Here is a 19,022-nt window from a genome sequence, read left to right as displayed (position 1 = left end):
CTGATTCAATAAAGAAATGCGTGTTTGACGCAGAAAGGAGTCGTTTATGGCTAACATCACAAAAAAGACATCGATCATGGCACTGCTCCTATTTTTACTGATTGCACTTAGTGGAATGCTCATATATCGTCTGTCGTCGTCTCAAGAAACTAAAACAAGTAACGAAACAAAAACAGCAAAAGTCGAACTGATTGAATCATCGCTTCCGAAAACGTCAGATATTGCGCTGGCGACAGATAGTCGTTCACAGACACTTTTAGCGCAATTGTATGAAGGCTTATATGTCTTTACTTCCGGAACATCGGTCCGTCGAGGTTTAGCGCAGGATATGTCAGTCTCGAAAGATCGATTGACGTATACGATTCAACTCAAAGAAACGAAGGATGCCAATGGTCAGCCGATTACGGCGCAGCAGTTCGTCGATAGTTTTCGGCGTATCGCTGCTAATCAAACCAATTCACCGTATGGTTTCTTGTTTGAAGTATTTAAAAATGGACGCGCCGTCAATGATGGAAAAATGAAACCAGAGCGTTTAGGAGTCAAAGCCAAAGGACGCAATCAACTCATCATCACGTTGAATCAGCCGGTTTCGAATCTAAAGGAATTACTTGCGATGTCCGTCTTCTATCCACAACCGGAATCAAAGAAGTGGGAAGAACTTGTTGGAAATGGTGCATTTACACTAGAAAAAATGTCGAAAAGCGGATATACGCTTAAGAAAAATGATCAGTATCATCAGCAAAACGTTGTCACAGTAGCGAAAATAGAAAGCCGTATCATTCCCGATCATCAGACGCAATGGAGTTCGTATGAGAAAAGCAAGGCGGCTATCCTTCCATTACAAGAAAGTGTCGAAACACAAGGTGATCAGGTTTCACGACCGACCTATCAAAAAAAGCGGAGTGGTGTCTTTTATATCGCCTTTAATCAAAAAAATGACACGTTCCGCGATACGACACTCAGAAAGCGGATTGCTCACGCCTTGATGGAAAAAGAATCGGTTCAACTTCCTTTAGGGTATGCAGGTATTCCGACGAATCGATTCGTCGTCACGGATACGAACGTATTGATGTCAGAATCCGTTCAAGAGAAATCTGAAAAATCACAAGAACATAGTAAACAACAAATTGAGATGCTTAATTTTGATGATCCACAAGCAAAACGGATTGGGGAACAACTCGAAACCTATCTTGAGAAACAAATACCTGAGATTGATATCATTCTTAAGCCAGTCGCGATTGAAGAGAAAATCGACAAAGAACAATTATCACGATATGCGATGACTTTGACTGGATGGATGCCAGATTATCCAGGACCGCTAGCCTATTTAAATCAGTTCGTCTCAGACAATCCTTTAAATTCGGTGAATTATCAATCCAAGGTATACGACCAGACAGTTGAAAAAGCAAGAAAAGAAAAAGAGATAAAACGAAAACAAGCACTCTATCATCGAGCCGAAGAACGGTTAATCCATCAGGATGCTGTCGTCGTGCCTTTGTATCAGACGACTGAGAAATTATATGTTTCTGATACGATTCAAGGAATTGAAGTACCAATTTATGGACCGGAATACCTACTTCGATCGATGAAAATTTTAAAATAATCACTTAACTGGGACCATTATTTCTTAAGGTCCCAGTCTTTTTTGAAAAAATATTTAGAAAAATCGGATAAAAGGTTTGCAAAATTATCAGAACATTGTAAACTATTTGTAACGAAGGGTTTGATTCGAATATAGTAATTCTTTTTTTTTCGGTCAAAAAACCTGACAGTATCATTTTTTTAGAAACCTAGGGGGGTCATCGTAACATGAAGAAGAAAAGCTTTGCTTTAGCTACATCGGTAGCACTCGTATCAAGTGCGTTCCTCGCAGCTTGTTCGACAACGGATTCAGGCGACAAATCGGGCGACACAGGTTCAAGCAAGAAATCAAATGATCAAACACTTAACTTGATCGAAGGTTCGGATATCCCGACACTCAACCCGACGACTTCTACAGACTCAGTTTCATTCAACGTGTTGAACAACACGATGGAAGGTCTTTATCGTCTAGATGACAAGCAGCAACCGACTCCAGGTATCGCTGAAAGTCACACGGTTTCAGATGACAAATTAACATACACGTTCAAATTACGTGATGCGAAATGGTCTGACGGTACACCAATCACGGCAAAAGACTTTGAATATGCATGGAAAGAAGTTCTCAACCCAGAGAACGCTTCACAGTATGCATATGTCTTCTACAACATTAAAGGTGCAGAAGAATATAACACGAAAAAAGGCGATCGTGATGCTGTCGGCGTTAAAGCGGTCGATGACAAAACGCTTGAAGTTAAATTAAAAGCACCTGCAGATTATTTCCTCGGACTCACTGGATTCGGACCATTCATGCCGAAATCAGAAGAACTATCGAAGAAAATCGGAAAAGACTTTGGTTCGACTGCAGACAAGTCGCTTTACAATGGACCATTCAAGTTAACGGAATGGACACGTGAGCAAGGCTGGAAAATGGTCAAAAACGATAACTACTGGGATAAAGATGCCGTTAAACTTAAAACGATCAACGTTAAGGTCGTCAAAGAGACAGCAACTGGTGTCAACTTGTACGAAAAAGGTGATATCGATCGTACAGGTCTAACTTCTGAGTTCGTTGCCCAGTACAAAGACAATAAAGAGTTTAAAACAAAAGGTGAATCAACAATCTTCTATCTTTACCTCAACACAAAGGTAAAAGCACTTGATAACGAAAAAATCCGTCGCGCGATCGACATGGGTTACAACAAAAAAGGAATCACGGATGTCATCCTCGCAAACGGATCACTTCCAGCGAACTATCTCGTACCTAAAGATTTCGCAAAAGATGCTGACGGAAAAGATTTCCGCGACAAGTATCCTGGATTCAACGAATTCAATGCCGACGAAGCGAAAAAACTTTGGGAAGAGGGTCTCAAAGAAATCGGTCAAAAATCGGTTGATCTTGAACTCTTGAACTATGATAGCGATGATTCGAAAAAAATCGGTGAGTTCTTGAAAGGGGAACTTGAGAAAAACCTTCCAGGTATGAAGGTTACGATCAAGCAACAACCATTCAAAAACAAACTTGATCTTGAAAACAAAGGTGACTTCCAGTTCTCACTCGCAGGATGGGGTCCTGACTACCAAGATCCAATGACGTTCCTCGATCTCTTCGTTACAGGCGGACCATACAACCGTGGAAAATGGTCGGACAAAGAGTACGATAAACTCATCAAAGATGCACAAACACAAACAGATGCAGCAAAACGTTGGTCTGAATTGCAAGAAGCTGAAAAAATCCTTCTTGATTCAGCAGCGATCTCACCTGTTTATCAGCGTGGACGCGCATTCCTCGTTAAACCATACGTTAAAGGAGTCGTCGAGCATAACTTCGGCGCAGACTTCTCATACAAATGGGCTTCAATCGAAGGAAAATAAGCAAAATAAAAACGACTTCCGATTTGATTCGGAAGTCGTTTTTTTGTGATTGATATATAAAAAAAGACCGGAACATCCCGGTCTTTCGCGCGGAGAACGAATTATTTTTTTACTTTCGCACGTTTCCGTTGTAAGCCCATTGCCTTTTCAATCTTCGCAAGTTTTTTTGCGGCGACTGCTTCTGCACGGTCACGTCCAGCGTCGAGAATTTGATCAAGCTCTTCTGAGTCAATCAATTCATAGTAGCGCTGTTGAATCGGTTCGAGTTCCGAAATGATTGCTTCTGCAACGTCTGCTTTGAATGTTCCATAATTCGAGCCTTCGTATTTTGCTTCAAGATCTGGAATCGAGATACCAGCGAGTAGGGAATAGATCTCAAGTAAATTCGACACACCTGGTTTGTGTTCTCGATCGAATTTTACGATACCTTCCGAGTCCGTGACAGCTGACTTTACTTTTTTACGAATGACATCCGGTGCATCAAGCATCGAGATGAAGCCTTTCGGATTTTGGTCGGATTTTGACATTTTTTTATCCGGCGTCGTCAAACTCATGATCCGGGCACCTGATTCCGCAATGATCGGTTCTGGTAATGTGAACGTCTCATAATAGCGGCTATTAAAACGTTGCGCTAAATCACGCGTTAACTCAATATGTTGTTTTTGGTCATCACCGACCGGAACGAGTTCCGCATCGTAGAGTAGGATATCGGCAGCCATGAGTGTCGGGTAGACGAACAACCCTGCACCAATCCGGTCTTTTCCTTGTGATTTATCCTTATATTGTGTCATACGCTCCAGTTCACCCATACCGGAAAGACATGTCAACATCCAGCCGAGTTGTGCATGTGCTTTGACTTCTGATTGAACGAAGATCGTTGACTTTTCAGGATTCAGACCACTTGCGATATACAGAGCAGCAAGGGCGCGTGTATTGTTCATCAGTTCGACACGATCGATATCGACCGTGATGGAGTGCAGATCGACGACGCAGTAATATGCATCATGACCGTCCTGTAAGTTCACGAAGTGTTTCATGGCACCTAAGTAATTTCCGAGTGTGACCGTTCCGGTTGGTTTGATACCTGAGAAAATCGTTTTCATAATGAAATCCCTCCAAATAATAAGATCAAAATAAAAACCGCCCCTTGAAAATCAAGGGACGAGTCATCGCGTTGCCACCCAAGTTGCTATTTACATAGCCGCTCAATTTGCTGTAATGGGCAAACCCATCTGACTCTACTTGTTTTCGAATCAGCCACTCGAAAGTCCATTCACTTAGGCATCACCTGTCCATTTTCAGCACCATGGACTCTCTGAGAGGAGTGGATCTAAGTTACTACTCTTTGTCGTCGTGTTTTCTTGTTTGATTAGCTTGAGTTTACCATACCTTAGGTAGAGCGTCACGTTGATTTCGTTTAAAAATATGAGATGATCAGTGAGACGACAATGAAGATGATACCGCTTGAGACATAGGGTTTCGTCCGTGCTGAAGCACGGCGTTGCTTTTTGCGAAGCACTTCTTCCTCCTCGTCTTCATCTTCGTAATAATCGCCATCAATCTCTCGCAACTTCGCTTCCCGCTGCTTTTTGAATCCAGCTGTCATGCCACGGAAGAAACCGTTAGCAGACATATTCGAGAAGAATCCTACTGCAACTAACAAGAATCCTGCTATGAATAAACCACCAGACAGATGATACAAGATGCTGTGTGTTGAATCCGTCATAGTCGCCCAAATCGTATAAAGCAGAACAAGAACGACCGCAATGATGACCGGTCGGAAATACGTCGATCGCATGAAAATCCCCCTTTACGTACATAGATATTCTTAGTATACGAAACTTTTAATGCTGTTACGAATCGGTAACAAACGAATGATGCAAAATAGCAAATAGTGTGACTATTCACTTGACGTTAATGCTATTCTCACATAAAATCAATTTATCACTTCGTTTAAGTTTTTGAAACTAGGTCAATGCATTTTGGGGAATACATTGCAGTTTCGACGGGACGTTATTGATGTCATAGGCATTATGGCAACTTGGAAATTGAAAAGGAGATGACTTACCGATGAAGAAAAAAACAGTCGGTCTCGCTTTATCAGTCATGCTTGCAGGAAGCGCAGTGCTTGCTGGATGTTCGACAGGTGGTGGAGACAAAGATTCAGGTTCGACAGACGGCAAGAAAAATCTACGTTTAACGGACACTTCGGATATCACGACAGTGGATCCAGCAAAAGCTACAGATTCCGTCGCTTTCAACATGATCGGAAACACGATGGAAGGTCTTTATCGTTTAGACAAAGACGGAAAAGCCATTCCAGCACTTGCAGAAAAAACAGATATCTCAAGCGACAATTTGACGTATACGTTCACACTTCGTGATTCGAAATGGTCAGACGGTTCACCCGTCAAAGCACAAGATTTTGAATTTGCGTGGAAACGTGCTGCTGATCCAAAAACAGGTTCTAGTTACTCATACATCTTTGACACGTTAAAAAACGGCTCTGATGTCACGCAAGGTAAAAAACCTGTTGATGAACTCGGCGTTAAAGCGATCGATGATAAAACGTTAGAAGTAAAACTCGAGCGTCCAGCTCCGTATTTCCTCTCACTGACATCGTTCGGTACGTATACACCAATCAGTGAAGACTTCTACAAGAAAAACGAGAAAGACTTCTCGCTTAAACCAGAAAAATTGCTTTATAACGGGCCTTTCGTTTGGGAATCTTGGAAAACGGATTCAAAACGTGTTCTGAAGAAAAACGATAACTACTGGGATAAAGATGCTGTCAAACTCGACGAAGTCACGATCAGTGTCGTTAAAGATACGTCAACAGTAGTAAACCTCTACGATTCAAACGATGTCGATTACGCAGTTTTAACTTCAGAGCAAGTTGAAGCTTACAAATCGAAACCTGAATTCAAGACAGCGCTTCGTTCTTCGATCGCTTACTTGAAATTCAATAACGAAGATGCAACGATGAAAGATGTCAATGCCCGTAAAGCAATCGCTCGTGCGATCGATCCAAAAGGTATCACGGATACACTTCTAGCAAACGGTTCGATTCCAACAACAAGCTTCATTCCTAAAGAATTTGTTAAAGATGCATCGGGCAAAGACTACACGAGCGACATTAACTGGTTCGACCGTGATGGAAAAGAAGCGGCAGATCTTTGGAAAAAAGCAAACGGCGATAAGAAAACGACGATTGAATTGCTTTCGTTCGATAGTGAAGATGCGAAGAAAATCGGTGAGTACATGAAAGGTCAAATCGAGAAGAATCTGCCGAACGTCACGGTTTCGATCAAGCAACAGCCGTTCAAGAACAAACTCGATCTTGAAACAAAAGGAGACTACCAAGTTTCTTACTCACTTTGGGGTCCGGATTACCAAGATCCAATGTCTAACCTTTCCATCTTTGAATCAACGAACAGCCAAAATGACGTGAAGTACAAATCAGCTGCGTATGATAAATTATTAAACGCGGCAAACGACGAGTCAGATTTGACGAAGCGTTTGGATTTGTTCAAACAAGCTGAGGCACAATTGATTGAAAAAGATCAAGCCATCGCACCAATCTATCAAGCTGGTTCTGCATACTTGAGCCGTCCGTCGGTTAAAGATTTCAACCGTCAATTGTTCGGAGCAGATTTCCAATACAAATATGTTGATGTGAAGTAATCGAGAACGGGAGCGTCCCTAAGTCAGTTCGGGTGCGCTCCTGTTTTATACTACTTTGAATGAACGGAAACTCATTTTTAGCGGAAATGTGAAATTTTCGTAAAAAAATGGTTCTAATTACTTTGTTAGCAAAGTATAATGGAATCAAACGAAAAATTCTGACTATTGGACGACATTAAAAAAAGCGTCTGATCGAACATCGAATCAAAGCACAATTAAAAAGAATTTTAAATTTTTATAACAAAATTCTTGAATGTTCCGACAATTGTGGGTCATACTGATTTTATTGATGTTTCGAAAAAAACAGAAAATCTTTATAGGGGGTGCCATCTTATGGGCCGTTATTTAGCTCAACGCCTGGTTTACGGCGTATTGACGTTTTTACTCATCGCTTCGTTCACTTTCTTCCTGATGGATCTGCTACCAGGTTCACCATTCCAGAACCAGGAGAAACTTTCTCCTGAACAGTTGAATATCCTTCGGGATAAGTACAATTTGAATGATCCACTACCACAACGCTATGCAGCGTACATGGTTAACTTATTCCAAGGAGACCTTGGTGTATCGTTCAAATATGACAGCCGTCCAGTTACAGATTTAATTTCTGAACGAATTGGACCATCGGCTCAACTTGGAGTTCAAGCACTCGTACTTGGTGTACTCTTAGGTCTCGTACTTGGTGTAGTTGCTGCACTTCGTCACAACACAGTTGTCGACTACGGAGCAATGTTCATCTCGGTTCTCGGGATTTCAGTACCATCTTTCGTATTCGCCTCACTCCTTCAGTATTATGTCGGCGTGAAATGGGGCGCTTTGCCAGTAGCGTTCTGGGAAAGTCCGGCGCATACGATTCTACCAACGATTTCGTTGTCTCTTGGGGTCACCGCCTCGATTGCCCGATTCGTAAGGACGGAAATGCTTGAGGTTACAGGTCAGGATTACGTCACGTTAGCTAAAGCAAAAGGCCTAGATGGTCAATCGATCACTTGGAAACACATGGTTCGGAATGCATTGATTCCTGCTATTACGATTCTTGGACCTATGACTGCTGCATTGATCACAGGTACATTTGTCATCGAAAAAATCTTTGCTGTACCTGGGCTTGGTGAGTTGTTCGTATCGTCAATCACACAAAATGACTATACAGTTATCATGGGTACGACGCTGTTCTTCTCGGCAATCTTCATTCTCATGATTTTAATCGTCGACTTGCTATACGGTGTCGTTGATCCACGGATTCGTTTGGGGGGTAGTAAATAATGGCTGAACAAAATTCAAATGCAAAAGCGGAACAGTTCGATTCATCGTTATTTCAACAAGTTGAGTTCAATGAACAAGCCGGTGAACGAATTGCCGGTAAAAGCTTAAACTTTTGGCAGGATGCTTGGATGCGCTTGCGTAAAAACAAAGCAGCGATCATTTCTCTTGTCTTGATCATCGTGATTGCCATCATGTCATTAGCGGGTCCTGCAATCTCTGGTAAAGATGCTTATACCCAAACAATCACTCAAGCTAAACTTCCACCTAAAGTAACAGGATTAGAGTGGGCTGGCTTTGATGGTATGGCAACACTTGGTGAGACACCAATCGATTTTTATAAACAAAAACAAGTAAAAGAAAATTATTGGTTTGGTACGGACCACCTTGGTCGTGATCTTTGGTCACGTGTCTGGGAAGGGACTAAAATTTCACTCTTCATCGGTTTGATGGCAGCGCTTATTGACGTTCTCGTCGGTGTCACATACGGTGGTATTTCAGCTTATTACGGCGGTCGCGTCGATAATATCATGCAACGGATCGCGGAAATCCTGACAGGGGTACCGAACTTAATCCTGATCATCCTCTTCATCTTGATTCTTGAACCAGGAATCACGACGATCATCCTCGCGATGACGATTACTGGTTGGATCGGGATGAGTCGACTCGTTCGTGGTCAGATCCTGAAACTAAAGAACCAAGAATTCGTTCTCGCAGCACGTACACTTGGTGCTTCTAGCGCACGTTTAGTCTTCAAACATTTGATTCCAAATACCTTGGGTACAATCATCATCTCGCTCATGTTCACGATTCCTGGGGCAATCTTCTTCGAAGCTTTCCTAAGCTTCATCGGTCTTGGGCTTGCACCACCGCAACCGTCGCTTGGTACACTGATCAATGAAGGGTACAAAGAACTTAAGACGTTTCCTTTCTTGCTCGTCGTTCCATCGACAGTGCTCGTACTCCTCATGATCAGCTTCAACATGTTGGCAGATGGATTACGTGATGCGTTCGATCCACGTCTACGTCGCTAACAAATATTAGATTAGAGAGGAGCTCATCCAAAATGGAAACAATCTTGTCAGTCCGCGACCTGAATGTCGCTTTCCATACGTACGCCGGGACGGTTCAAGCCGTCCGCGGAGTATCGTTCGATTTAAAAAAAGGTGAAACACTCGCAATCGTTGGTGAGTCCGGTTCTGGTAAATCGGTTACTTCAAAAGCCATCATGCGTCTGATTCCAAATCCGCCAGGTGAAATCACAAAAGGTGAGATCTTATTCGAAGGTCGCGATTTGGTTAAGCTTTCCGATAAAGAAATGCAAAAAGTACGCGGTCGTGATATCGCAATGATCTTCCAAGATCCAATGACATCACTTAACCCGACAATGACGATCTACAAACAGATTGCCGAAGGTTTAAAACGTCACCAAGGATTGACAGGTGATGCTGCTAAAAAACGTACGCTTGAATTACTGACGCTTGTAGGGATTCCAAACCCAGAAGCACGTCTGAAACAATATCCACACCAATTGTCTGGTGGGATGCGTCAACGGATCGTCATCGCAATCGCACTTGCTTGTAATCCGAAAGTCTTGATTGCCGATGAGCCGACGACAGCACTCGATGTTACGATTCAAGCGCAAATCCTCGAGTTGTTGAAAGACATTCAACAAAAAACGGGTACAGCGATAATCTTCATCACGCACGATTTAGGCGTCGTAGCGAACATGGCCGATCGTGTAGCGGTCATGTATGCAGGTAAATTGATTGAGAAGGGTACAGTCGATGAGATTTTCTACGAGCCACGTCATCCATATACTTGGGGACTCCTTGGTTCAATGCCACGTCCATCGGATGACCGTTCACAAGATTTACCGGCGATTCCAGGAACACCACCTAACTTACTTCATCCACCAGTCGGTGACGCGTTTGCACCACGAAATAAATATGCAATGAAGATTGATTTTGAAAAAGAACCTCCTTTCTTCAAAATTACAGATACTCACGAAGCGGCGACATGGTTGCTCCACCCACAAGCACCGTATGTTGAGCCACCACTTGCAATTCGGGATCTGGCGTTGAAATACCGCCCAGATAGCGTATTCGCGAAATCGCTTCTGAAAGGCGGTCTGAAATAATGGAAAACCGTAATAAATTACTTGAAGTAAAAAACTTGAAGCAACACTTCAACATTGGACGCGGACGTGTCGTTAAAGCGGTTGATGGTTTATCATTCGATATCTATGAAGGCGAAGTACTTGGTCTTGTAGGTGAATCGGGTTGTGGTAAATCAACGACTGGTCGCTCAATCATCGGATTGTATGAGGCGACAGACGGCGAAGTCATGTTCAAAGGTGAAAACGTTCATGGTAAAAAGTCGCGTAAAGATAAACTGAAGTTCAACCGTGCGATGCAAATGATTTTCCAAGACCCTTATGCGTCACTTAACCCACGGATGACAGTCGGTGATATCATCGCTGAGGGAATTGATATTCATGGTCTAGCAAAGTCGAAAGACGAGCGGAATAACCGTGTGTACGATTTACTCGAAACAGTTGGTTTGACGAAAGAACATGCGAGCCGTTACCCACACGAGTTCTCGGGTGGTCAGCGTCAACGGATTGGAATCGCGCGTGCGCTTGCTGTAGAACCGGACTTCATCATCGCGGATGAGCCAATCTCGGCACTTGACGTATCGATTCAAGCGCAGGTCGTCAACTTGATGAAAAAACTGCAACGTGACCGTAGTTTGACTTACTTGTTCATCGCCCACGACTTATCGATGGTAAAATATATCTCGGATCGTATCGGTGTTATGTACCAAGGTCACCTCGTTGAACTATGTAGTGCGGATCGCTTATATGAGAATCCGGTCCATGCTTATACGAAATCGCTCTTGTCTGCGATTCCTCTTCCGGATCCAGAGCACGAGCGTACACGTAAGCGGATCGTTTATGATCGTCCGACGAGTGGACCTGTTGGTAAATCAGATGAAGATTCAAGCATTCCACCACTTCGTGAAATCGAACCAGGTCATTTTGTTTCGATGACGGATGCAGAACTGGAAGCATATCAAGCGCAACTCGTATAATTGTTTAAAACAAAAGGCATTTCCACGTTGATCGTGGAAATGCCTTTTAATTTTCTGATGCAATTCGTGGAAGATGCGCGAAGCGATGAACGACAGAATCAATCGCATCAAGACGGCGCATGGCTTCATCAAAATCGATTTTTTCATAGTGATGTAGTCCGCCTGGTTGTTCTTCTAGCGTATCCGCATCGTGCACAAGTTGTTGAAGTGGTGTCCGGTTGATTGCACCAGGTGGAAGATACGAATCCGTATGCAAGAGAACGGCAAGTGCGATTTCTTTGGCGCGTGCTGGTTCTTCACCAAGGCGAATCAAAAGTTTATGGGCGCGTTCAGCCCCTTTAATGGCATGAATATCATTTTGACGATAGAGATCATAGTTCCAAGTGCCATCGGTATACCATTCGTAATGCCCGATGTCATGGAGGAGTGCAGCTTTCGTAGCTGTATCCGCATCTAAACCTCGCTTCGTAGCGAGCGTCAGAGCGCGTTCAGCTACTGAAATCGCATGATTCAAGCCAGAACGGGATAAATATTTTTGAGCGATCGGATGATCGAGAATAGTGACGAGTGTTAATGACATGAATGAAAAACTCCTTCCTGAGCGTTGATATTTCTATACACTCTACAGAAAATTGAAAGAAATTGCAACTATTTTTCATTACTTAATCGACAATCTCACATATTTAATTGTTTAAAGTAGGAATAGATTTTTGATATACGTGGTATAATTACTAATGTAGAAGATGATTATTTTGCTTTCGTAGGTTGTTAGTTCTGTTTCGGACCGATTGGGGTGTCGGAATATGAAAGAACGTGACAAAAAGAAAAAGCTGAAGAAGCGCCTTTTGCGGGATATTTTAGAGAAAAAACTAAAAGAAATGAAACTTCCTAAAGCAAAAGAAACGATTTCTCAGCCATTTGATCACACGCCAGCTTGTTAAAGCCACGTGGTGGCTTTAACAAGCTTTTTTACGAAAAGTTCTTTCATCTTTATAAAAAAGCTAGGTTTTCTGCTTTATTAGATGTAAACTGTCAAGTAATAGAACCATCATCGATATCTATGTATTCACTTAGGTGTTAAATGATGTTAAATCAGGGGGAGGATGTTTTTCAATGGTAACACTCTATACTTCACCAAGTTGTACTTCTTGTCGGAAAGCACGCGCGTGGCTTGAAGAACATGAAATCCCGTTCGTAGAACGTAATATTTTTTCAGAACCATTATCGCTCGATGAAATCAAACAGATTCTTCGAATGACGGAAGATGGAACGGACGAGATTATCTCAACGCGTTCAAAAGTCTTCTCGAAACTCGATGTTTCCGTTGAAAACTTATCGTTGCAGCACCTATACGATTTAATTCAAGAATATCCTGGATTATTGCGTCGTCCGATTTTGATTGACGAAAAACGTCTTCAAGTAGGATATAACGAGGATGAAATCCGTCGATTCTTACCACGCAAGGTGCGTACATTCCAACTTTTGGAAGCACAGCGTCTTGTAAACGAGTAATTTTAAAAAGCACGCTGCTTCGTGAGCAGTGTGCTTTTTGTTACCGATAAAAAAGGTTAAAATAAAGATAACAAAGGAATAGAAATATATCCTTCGGATTCGAAAGTGTGAATCCAAGTCATGTCCTCGTTCGTATTCTAGATAAGGAACGAGAAGAAAGGAGTGGACAGATTGAAAATCGAACGCGTTAATGACAATACGGTCAAGTTCTTCATCACTTATACTGACATCGAACGCCGTGGTTTTGCCCGAGATGAGATTTGGTATAATCGGGAACGGGGAGAACAGTTATTCTGGCAGATGATGGACGAAGCGAATGAAAAAGAGTCCATCTCCTTCGAAGGTCCACTATGGATACAAGTGCAAGCTTTTGAAAAAGGTCTTGAAGTCACTGTAACGATCGCAAAAAATGCAGTCGATGGTGAGCAAGTCGATGAAGACGAACTCGATTCACTTTTACGATCAGCGATGTCTGAGACAGAAGATAAAGATACAGAATTAAGCCAGGATGTCTTATTCGAAACTCATGATTTCGAGCATATCATTGCGCTTAGTCAATATGCGAATGCTCCTGTCTTCGCAGAACTTGAAACAGCGCTTTACCAAAAGGATGGACTCTATCTACTACATGTTCATTTCGAAGATGATGTGAATGTAGAAGCACAAGAAAATGTCATGAGTTTAATTGCCGAATATCTTCATTTCAGCGAACAAACGATTCATCCTGTCGCTGAATATGGAAAACAAATCATTGCTTCAGACGTCTTTGCCTTTATTCGGAAATACTTTCCGAATTAAAGGAACTAAAAGTGCGAGTAAAAGGAGGATCACGAATCGTGATACCTCCTTTTATTCTGACATTAAGTGAGGGTATAACCACCGTCTACGATAAGGGCTTGCCCATTGATGTAACTCGCTTTATTCGAGAGTAAGAAACAAACGACTTCTGCGATTTCAGAAGGTTGTGCAGGTTCGCCACGAAGATGATGCTTCATCGCAAGATCAAACTTATCTTTCCCGCCATATAATGCGTGGCTCAATGATGTGTCGACCGGTCCCGGACAAATGGCATTAAAACGATACTTGCCATGGAAGCGGGCAGCGTATGTCTTTGTCAGTGTCAATAAAGCGCTCTTAGACGATGCATAGGGTAAGAGCATGGCGGGAAACTTGACGTGACCGACGATCGCGCTATTATTGACGATAGAGGCACCTTTTGAGAAACGTTTCGTCGCGAGCTGGATGATTCGTTCAGGGGCATGATAATTCACTTGGAACACTTCTTTTTGTTGATCGGAGATTCTCTCGGGTGCGACGGGTTTTCCAAATGTCCCTGCATTATTAAAAATCCCGTCGATTTCTGGAAAATCTTCGAGTGTTTCTTCAAAGAACCTGTCGATGGCAGAGGAATCAGTCAAGTCGACAGGGAAGAAATATAAACGTCCTTCTCCGCTAGATTCAAGAGAAGCTCCTTTGTCTTGATTACGACCAATGGCAAGAATGGTATGACCTTCTCGAATCAGTTGGAGGGCAGTTGCTTCTCCGATTCCACTTGTTGCACCAGTAATGATATACGTACCCATTTAAACGCTTCCTTTCTGTCATGAGTTCTTAACTACAATTTTTACAACATACATAAAAGGAGGGGGATTCATGCTACGACGTGTACAACTTCTCATGACCCTCATCTTGACCATCGGTTTAATCGCCTTTTTATCCTACTATTGGAGCGTCTATATGGTAGGCTGGCTGTCCATCGTCATCATTTTGGTCGTCATGAGCGTGTTCGTCATCATTTTGCTTGAAAATCGTAACCCAGAACGAACACTCGTCTGGGCACTTGTCATGATGGCACTACCTGTTGTCGGCGTGTTTGTTTATTTTACGTTTGGTCAGAACTACCGCCGGAAACGAATGTTTCGATTGAAAGCAATGCTTGATGAAGAGTCTTATATTAAATACCGTACCCAGTTTAAAACAGCAGTACACCAATCAGTGTTCCAAGAAGGACATTATGGAAAAGTTGTCACACTTATCGATTCGATCAGTCGACTTCCAATTTCGTATAATACACATACAAGAATTTTGACGAATGGTCAGGAGAAATTTCCGATTCTTTTAGAAGAGATTCGTCAAGCACAACATCATATCCATTTGGAATACTATATCGTACGGGATGACGAGCTCGCATTGCAGTTACAGGAAGTATTGATTGAAAAGGCACAACAAGGAATTGAAGTCCGTTTTCTTTATGATGCCGTCGGGTGTTTTTCGACAGATAAGCATTATTTCAAGAAGATGCAGGATGCAGGTGTTGAAGTTCGGGCATTTTTCCCTGTCGTATTACCGTTCATTTCGAGTAAGTCTAACTACCGAAATCATCGGAAGATCGTTGTCATTGATGGAACAGTTGCTTTTACGGGTGGAATTAACGTTGGGGACGAGTATATCGGTCGCGATCAGCATTTTGGATTTTGGCGTGATACGCATCTTCTTGTACGCGGAGAAGCTGTTTCTGAACTTCAATTAATTTTCCTCCAAGACTGGTACTATATGACGGGGGAACGCCTGTTTACACCGTTTTATATGGAACCACTGGAATATGTCGATGAAGCAACGGGAGGCGTTCAAATCATTGCCAGTGGACCTGATGAGCCACATGAGGCAATGAAGTCACTTTACTTCGGACTCATCACAGAAGCGCGTGAATCTGTTTACATTGCATCTCCATATTTAATACCAGATGAAGATTTGATGACAGCACTAAAGACAGCCGCTATGTCTGGAATTGATGTTCGTATTCTTCTGCCAAGCTTTCCGGATCATAAAATCGTATTTTATGCGAGTCGCTCTTACTTTGATGATTTACTCCAGGCTGGTGTGAAAATCTATGAGTATAACAAAGGATTCATGCATTCGAAAGTCATCGTCGTGGATGACGCCATCGCAACGATTGGAACAGCGAATATGGATTTACGGAGTTTTCATTTGAATTTCGAGGTAAATGCTTTTTTATACGGAACAAATTCGGTACATCAATTAACACGTGATTTTTATGAGGATTTTAGCCAGTCTACACAAGTTGATGCTGATTTGTTTCATCGTCGTCCATTACGCCGCCGTTTAGTTGAATCAATTTCACGCTTATTCTCACCGCTACTCTAGCAAAAGGGGACGATGCTGATGTTTGAAGCCATTGATGGGTCAGGTAAACGCATTCTGATTCATAGGTTTTCTGTCCATGAATTAAAAGCGATGTCCTTACGTTGTCCGTATTGTCTGAAGCCATTGCGCGTCAGGCAGGGACGACGACCACATTTTGCACATATCTCAGCATGTTCAGGAGAAAGTAGCTTACATGTATCTTGGAAACGACGAATTGCAGATTCGTTGATGAATGCAGGCGTTCGCGTCGAGACCGAATGGACGATTGGACAGCGACGCTTCGACCTGTGGATTCCGGAAAAAGAGATTGGGATTGAAATTCAGCGTTCTCCGATGTCGGCAGATGAATGGATTAGACGAGCAAGACTTGATGCGAAACAAGGACAAACGGTTCGTTGGATTGGGTTTCATCCGTCACATGGTGTCACATTTCGTTTACAAGGATGGATGCGTCAAGCCTTCTTAGAAAATGAGTATTTGGACTTGATTGTTGACAATCAAATCCGACGGTTTCGACATCCGCTCCCTTTTGCGAAACATTATGTCTATTGTACCGTTCAATCCCTTTCATTATCCGACTTCCTTTCGACGGAACTTCCGTCATTTCCTCGGAAATTTTCAATGGCTCGATGGCAAGGAATCGTCTTGCGCTATCGACATCGTCCTTTTTATCCTTCGTTACCTCCACGAATGCTTAAACTTCCATTATATGAGGCAGGGTTTCATCTTCTGAATCTGCCGTCATCGGTCTTTCTTCCGATCAGTCACTTATTATCGTATCCCGTTCATCCTTTTGAGTTTCAAATGGCAGTCTTTTTGCGGTTAAAAGGGGTTTATTCCTCTACTGCTTTAGAACAGGCCGTCTTTCATTTACTTCATCGATTGGATATCCCGTTTGAACGACCGATGATCGATTTACTTATCACGGAATGGTTAGAGCGGATCGAGGAGGCGAATCGGCTGTTTTAGCAGGAGCAATTCGATTGTTTGTCGAAAAGAAAACAGGTATAACTGAATTAAAGGAGTGAGGGAAATGGCAGAAGTATTAACACGTCAAGATGTTGACGTTTCAGAAACTTGGAATCTAGAATCGATTTATGCATCAAACGAAGCGTGGGAAGAAGAATTTGAATCGATGAAAGCGATGCTTCCATTACTCGTCGAGTATAAGGGTCGTCTTGGACAAAGTGCGGACACACTCTATGAAGGGTTACAGTTACGAGACGAAGTCTCAAGACGTCTTTATAAGCTCTATACATACGCGCACATGCGTTACGACGAAAATACAGCGGATAGCTTCTATCAAGCCATGAACGACCGTGCTCGGACGCTTGCGTCACAAATCGGAGCCACACTTGCTTTCATGACACCGGAATTGTTAGCTGTACCTGAAACAACGATAGAAGCGTATCTTAATGAGAATGCAGACCTTGCGATGTACCGTCATGCATTTGATGAGTTGAACCAAGAACGCGAGCATGTGTTGACGGAAGCGGAAGAAGCGATTCTAGCGAAGGCGGGAGAAGTTCTCGGTCAATCCGGTACGACATTCGGTATGCTGAATAATGCAGATTTGACATTCCCGAAAATTAAGGGGGAAGACGGGGAAGAGACAGAATTGACACATGGTCGTTTCATCACATTCCTTGAATCATCTGATCGTTCGGTGCGTGAAGCCGCATTTAAAGCGATGTACGGAACGTATGCGAAATACACGAATACGCTCGCCTCAACTCTTGCTGGGTCAGTTAAGAAAGACAACTTCTATGCAGATGTTCGGAAGTTCCCTTCGGCACGCGCGGCAGCCTTACATGGTAATGCAATCCCTGAATCCGTTTATGATGGGTTGGTTGAAGCGGTACATGAGCACTTACCATTGCTTCATCGCTATGTTGCCTTACGTAAACGGGTCCTCGGTCTTGATGAGTTACACATGTACGATATGTATACCCCCCTCGTTTCTGAGGTCGAGATGAAGGTCTCTTATGAAGAAGCGAAACAATTGATGGTCGAAGGGCTCGCGCCGCTTGGAGCAGAATATAAACATATTCTCGAAGAAGGGTTGTCTGAGCGCTGGGTTGATGTCCGGGAAACGCGTGGTAAACGGAGTGGAGCATACTCTTCTGGTGCTTACGATACACAACCATTCATTTTGATGAACTGGCAAGATAACATCAATAATCTCTTTACGCTCGCACATGAATTCGGACATTCGGTTCATAGCTACTACACGCGGAAATCTCAACCATATCCATATGGCGATTATTCAATCTTCGTCGCTGAAGTCGCTTCAACGACAAATGAAGCGTTGTTAAACGACTATCTATTGAAGAAAGTGACGGATCGTAAAGAAAAACTTTATCTATTAAACAATCAACTTGAAACATTCCGCGGTACATTGTTCCGACAAACGATGTTCGCTGAGTTCGAACATGCGATTCATGATGCGGCGCGTCTTGGACAATCGTTGACACCAGAATTCTTGACGTCAACGTATTATGCCTTGAATCAAAAATACTTCGGAGAAGAGATTGTATTAGATGAAGAGATTGGTTTGGAGTGGGCTCGGATTCCACACTTCTATTACAATTACTATGTCTATCAGTATGCAACAGGCATTTCGGCGGCTGCTGCTTTGACGGATCAAATCCTAGAAGAAGGACAACCGGCTGTAGAACGTTACATCAATAATTTCTTAAAAGCGGGATCAAGCGATTATCCAATCGAAGTACTAAAAGCTGCTGGTGTTGATATGACAACAAAAGCACCAGTTGAAGCAGCACTTCGTCAATTTGAACGTGTCCTAGATGAATTCGAAGCTTTATTAGCAGAGTGACATCTTTGTGACAAAGTGAACA

The 19,022-nt window shown here is 42.7% G+C and carries 17 protein-coding genes and 1 other annotated feature; of the genes, 13 read left to right on the top strand and 4 right to left on the bottom strand.

The window, feature by feature from the left end; genetic code table 11:
- Nucleotides 1–46 precede the first annotated feature (46 nt).
- A complete protein-coding gene (locus tag VJ374_RS11210) occupies nucleotides 47–1,603 on the top strand; it encodes a peptide ABC transporter substrate-binding protein (protein ID WP_329468807.1) in 1,557 nt (518 codons plus the stop codon).
- A gap of 206 nt (nucleotides 1,604–1,809) precedes the next feature.
- Nucleotides 1,810–3,453: a peptide ABC transporter substrate-binding protein gene (locus VJ374_RS11205; protein WP_294740592.1), complete on the top strand. Its 1,644-nt coding sequence runs from the start codon at nucleotides 1,810–1,812 to the stop codon at nucleotides 3,451–3,453.
- A 101-nt stretch (nucleotides 3,454–3,554) separates the two neighbouring features.
- On the opposite strand, the gene trpS is transcribed toward VJ374_RS11205, so the two are convergent.
- Both trpS and VJ374_RS11195 read right to left on the bottom strand, forming a co-directional pair.
- Nucleotides 3,555–4,556: a tryptophan--tRNA ligase gene (gene trpS, locus VJ374_RS11200; RefSeq protein ID WP_329468806.1), complete on the bottom strand. Its 1,002-nt coding sequence runs from the start codon at nucleotides 4,554–4,556 to the stop codon at nucleotides 3,555–3,557.
- A gap of 51 nt (nucleotides 4,557–4,607) precedes the next feature.
- Nucleotides 4,608–4,814: a binding site (T-box leader), on the bottom strand.
- 56 nt (nucleotides 4,815–4,870) lie between these two features.
- Nucleotides 4,871–5,251, bottom strand: a complete 381-nt coding sequence (locus tag VJ374_RS11195) for a DUF3899 domain-containing protein (protein ID WP_290772597.1) — start codon at nucleotides 5,249–5,251, stop codon at nucleotides 4,871–4,873.
- A 272-nt stretch (nucleotides 5,252–5,523) separates the two neighbouring features.
- Between VJ374_RS11195 and VJ374_RS11190 the strand changes: the two genes are divergently transcribed.
- From VJ374_RS11190 to VJ374_RS11170, 5 genes are all read left to right on the top strand, one after another.
- The gene (locus VJ374_RS11190; RefSeq protein WP_329468805.1) at nucleotides 5,524–7,137 is read left to right on the top strand and encodes a peptide ABC transporter substrate-binding protein; all 1,614 of its coding nucleotides are present in this window, start codon (nucleotides 5,524–5,526) and stop codon (nucleotides 7,135–7,137) included.
- A gap of 333 nt (nucleotides 7,138–7,470) precedes the next feature.
- Nucleotides 7,471–8,397 carry an oligopeptide ABC transporter permease gene (gene opp3b, locus VJ374_RS11185; protein WP_035406592.1) on the top strand — a complete coding sequence of 309 codons (927 nt, stop codon included), beginning with the start codon at nucleotides 7,471–7,473 and terminating at the stop codon, nucleotides 8,395–8,397.
- Nucleotides 8,397–9,428 carry an oligopeptide ABC transporter permease gene (gene opp3C / locus VJ374_RS11180; protein ID WP_035406596.1) on the top strand — a complete coding sequence of 344 codons (1,032 nt, stop codon included), beginning with the start codon at nucleotides 8,397–8,399 and terminating at the stop codon, nucleotides 9,426–9,428. Before opp3b ends, opp3C begins: the two co-directional genes overlap by 1 nt.
- A gap of 32 nt (nucleotides 9,429–9,460) precedes the next feature.
- A complete protein-coding gene (locus tag VJ374_RS11175; protein WP_035406599.1) occupies nucleotides 9,461–10,534 on the top strand; it encodes an ABC transporter ATP-binding protein in 1,074 nt (357 codons plus the stop codon).
- The gene (locus tag VJ374_RS11170; RefSeq protein ID WP_035406602.1) at nucleotides 10,534–11,487 is read left to right on the top strand and encodes an ABC transporter ATP-binding protein; all 954 of its coding nucleotides are present in this window, start codon (nucleotides 10,534–10,536) and stop codon (nucleotides 11,485–11,487) included. Before VJ374_RS11175 ends, VJ374_RS11170 begins: the two co-directional genes overlap by 1 nt.
- 46 nt (nucleotides 11,488–11,533) lie before the next feature.
- Here VJ374_RS11170 and VJ374_RS11165 read toward each other — a convergent pair whose 3' ends face one another.
- Nucleotides 11,534–12,067, bottom strand: coding sequence for an HD domain-containing protein (locus VJ374_RS11165; protein ID WP_035406605.1), 534 nt, complete (start codon nucleotides 12,065–12,067; stop codon nucleotides 11,534–11,536).
- 223 nt (nucleotides 12,068–12,290) lie between these two features.
- On the opposite strand from VJ374_RS11165, the gene VJ374_RS11160 reads away from it, so the two are divergent.
- From VJ374_RS11160 to mecA, 3 genes are all read left to right on the top strand, one after another.
- Entirely contained in the window at nucleotides 12,291–12,428 is a 138-nt protein-coding gene (locus VJ374_RS11160; protein ID WP_023468890.1) for a hypothetical protein, read from the top strand.
- Between the two features lie 172 nt (nucleotides 12,429–12,600).
- Complete coding sequence (spxA, locus tag VJ374_RS11155) at nucleotides 12,601–12,999, top strand: transcriptional regulator SpxA (RefSeq protein WP_012370920.1); 399 nt, start codon at nucleotides 12,601–12,603, stop codon at nucleotides 12,997–12,999.
- A 171-nt stretch (nucleotides 13,000–13,170) separates the two neighbouring features.
- A complete protein-coding gene (gene mecA, locus VJ374_RS11150; RefSeq protein WP_035406608.1) occupies nucleotides 13,171–13,797 on the top strand; it encodes an adaptor protein MecA in 627 nt (208 codons plus the stop codon).
- A gap of 62 nt (nucleotides 13,798–13,859) precedes the next feature.
- Here mecA and VJ374_RS11145 read toward each other — a convergent pair whose 3' ends face one another.
- Nucleotides 13,860–14,582: an SDR family NAD(P)-dependent oxidoreductase gene (locus tag VJ374_RS11145; protein WP_035406611.1), complete on the bottom strand. Its 723-nt coding sequence runs from the start codon at nucleotides 14,580–14,582 to the stop codon at nucleotides 13,860–13,862.
- A 70-nt stretch (nucleotides 14,583–14,652) separates the two neighbouring features.
- On the opposite strand from VJ374_RS11145, the gene cls reads away from it, so the two are divergent.
- From cls to pepF, 3 genes are all read left to right on the top strand, one after another.
- Nucleotides 14,653–16,164 (top strand): cardiolipin synthase, encoded by a 1,512-nt coding sequence (gene cls, locus VJ374_RS11140; protein ID WP_035406614.1) that lies wholly within the window; start codon nucleotides 14,653–14,655, stop codon nucleotides 16,162–16,164.
- Nucleotides 16,165–16,182: 18 nt separating this feature from the next.
- Nucleotides 16,183–17,133, top strand: a complete 951-nt coding sequence (locus tag VJ374_RS11135; protein WP_329468804.1) for a competence protein CoiA family protein — start codon at nucleotides 16,183–16,185, stop codon at nucleotides 17,131–17,133.
- Nucleotides 17,134–17,197: 64 nt separating this feature from the next.
- Nucleotides 17,198–19,000: an oligoendopeptidase F gene (gene pepF / locus VJ374_RS11130; RefSeq protein WP_329468803.1), complete on the top strand. Its 1,803-nt coding sequence runs from the start codon at nucleotides 17,198–17,200 to the stop codon at nucleotides 18,998–19,000.
- Nucleotides 19,001–19,022 lie beyond the last annotated feature (22 nt).

It is taken from the genome of Exiguobacterium sp. 9-2 (assembly GCF_036287235.1).
In the GTDB taxonomy this organism is placed as follows: Bacteria; Bacillota; Bacilli; order Exiguobacteriales; family Exiguobacteriaceae; genus Exiguobacterium_A.
This window is presented reverse-complemented; position numbering and strand designations above follow the sequence as displayed.

Bases quoted from the DNA above. Each gene is read 5' to 3' on its own strand.
- VJ374_RS11210 (WP_329468807.1), top strand. From the start codon at position 47: ATGGCTAACATCACAAAAAAGACATCGATCATGGCACTGCTCCTATTT.
- VJ374_RS11205 (WP_294740592.1), top strand. From the start codon at position 1,810: ATGAAGAAGAAAAGCTTTGCTTTAGCTACATCGGTAGCACTCGTATCA.
- trpS (WP_329468806.1), bottom strand. From the start codon at position 4,556: ATGAAAACGATTTTCTCAGGTATCAAACCAACCGGAACGGTCACACTC.
- VJ374_RS11195 (WP_290772597.1), bottom strand. From the start codon at position 5,251: ATGCGATCGACGTATTTCCGACCGGTCATCATTGCGGTCGTTCTTGTT.
- VJ374_RS11190 (WP_329468805.1), top strand. From the start codon at position 5,524: ATGAAGAAAAAAACAGTCGGTCTCGCTTTATCAGTCATGCTTGCAGGA.
- opp3b (WP_035406592.1), top strand. From the start codon at position 7,471: ATGGGCCGTTATTTAGCTCAACGCCTGGTTTACGGCGTATTGACGTTT.
- opp3C (WP_035406596.1), top strand. From the start codon at position 8,397: ATGGCTGAACAAAATTCAAATGCAAAAGCGGAACAGTTCGATTCATCG.
- VJ374_RS11175 (WP_035406599.1), top strand. From the start codon at position 9,461: ATGGAAACAATCTTGTCAGTCCGCGACCTGAATGTCGCTTTCCATACG.
- VJ374_RS11170 (WP_035406602.1), top strand. From the start codon at position 10,534: ATGGAAAACCGTAATAAATTACTTGAAGTAAAAAACTTGAAGCAACAC.
- VJ374_RS11165 (WP_035406605.1), bottom strand. From the start codon at position 12,067: ATGTCATTAACACTCGTCACTATTCTCGATCATCCGATCGCTCAAAAA.
- VJ374_RS11160 (WP_023468890.1), top strand. From the start codon at position 12,291: ATGAAAGAACGTGACAAAAAGAAAAAGCTGAAGAAGCGCCTTTTGCGG.
- spxA (WP_012370920.1), top strand. From the start codon at position 12,601: ATGGTAACACTCTATACTTCACCAAGTTGTACTTCTTGTCGGAAAGCA.
- VJ374_RS11145 (WP_035406611.1), bottom strand. From the start codon at position 14,582: ATGGGTACGTATATCATTACTGGTGCAACAAGTGGAATCGGAGAAGCA.
- cls (WP_035406614.1), top strand. From the start codon at position 14,653: ATGCTACGACGTGTACAACTTCTCATGACCCTCATCTTGACCATCGGT.
- VJ374_RS11135 (WP_329468804.1), top strand. From the start codon at position 16,183: ATGTTTGAAGCCATTGATGGGTCAGGTAAACGCATTCTGATTCATAGG.
- pepF (WP_329468803.1), top strand. From the start codon at position 17,198: ATGGCAGAAGTATTAACACGTCAAGATGTTGACGTTTCAGAAACTTGG.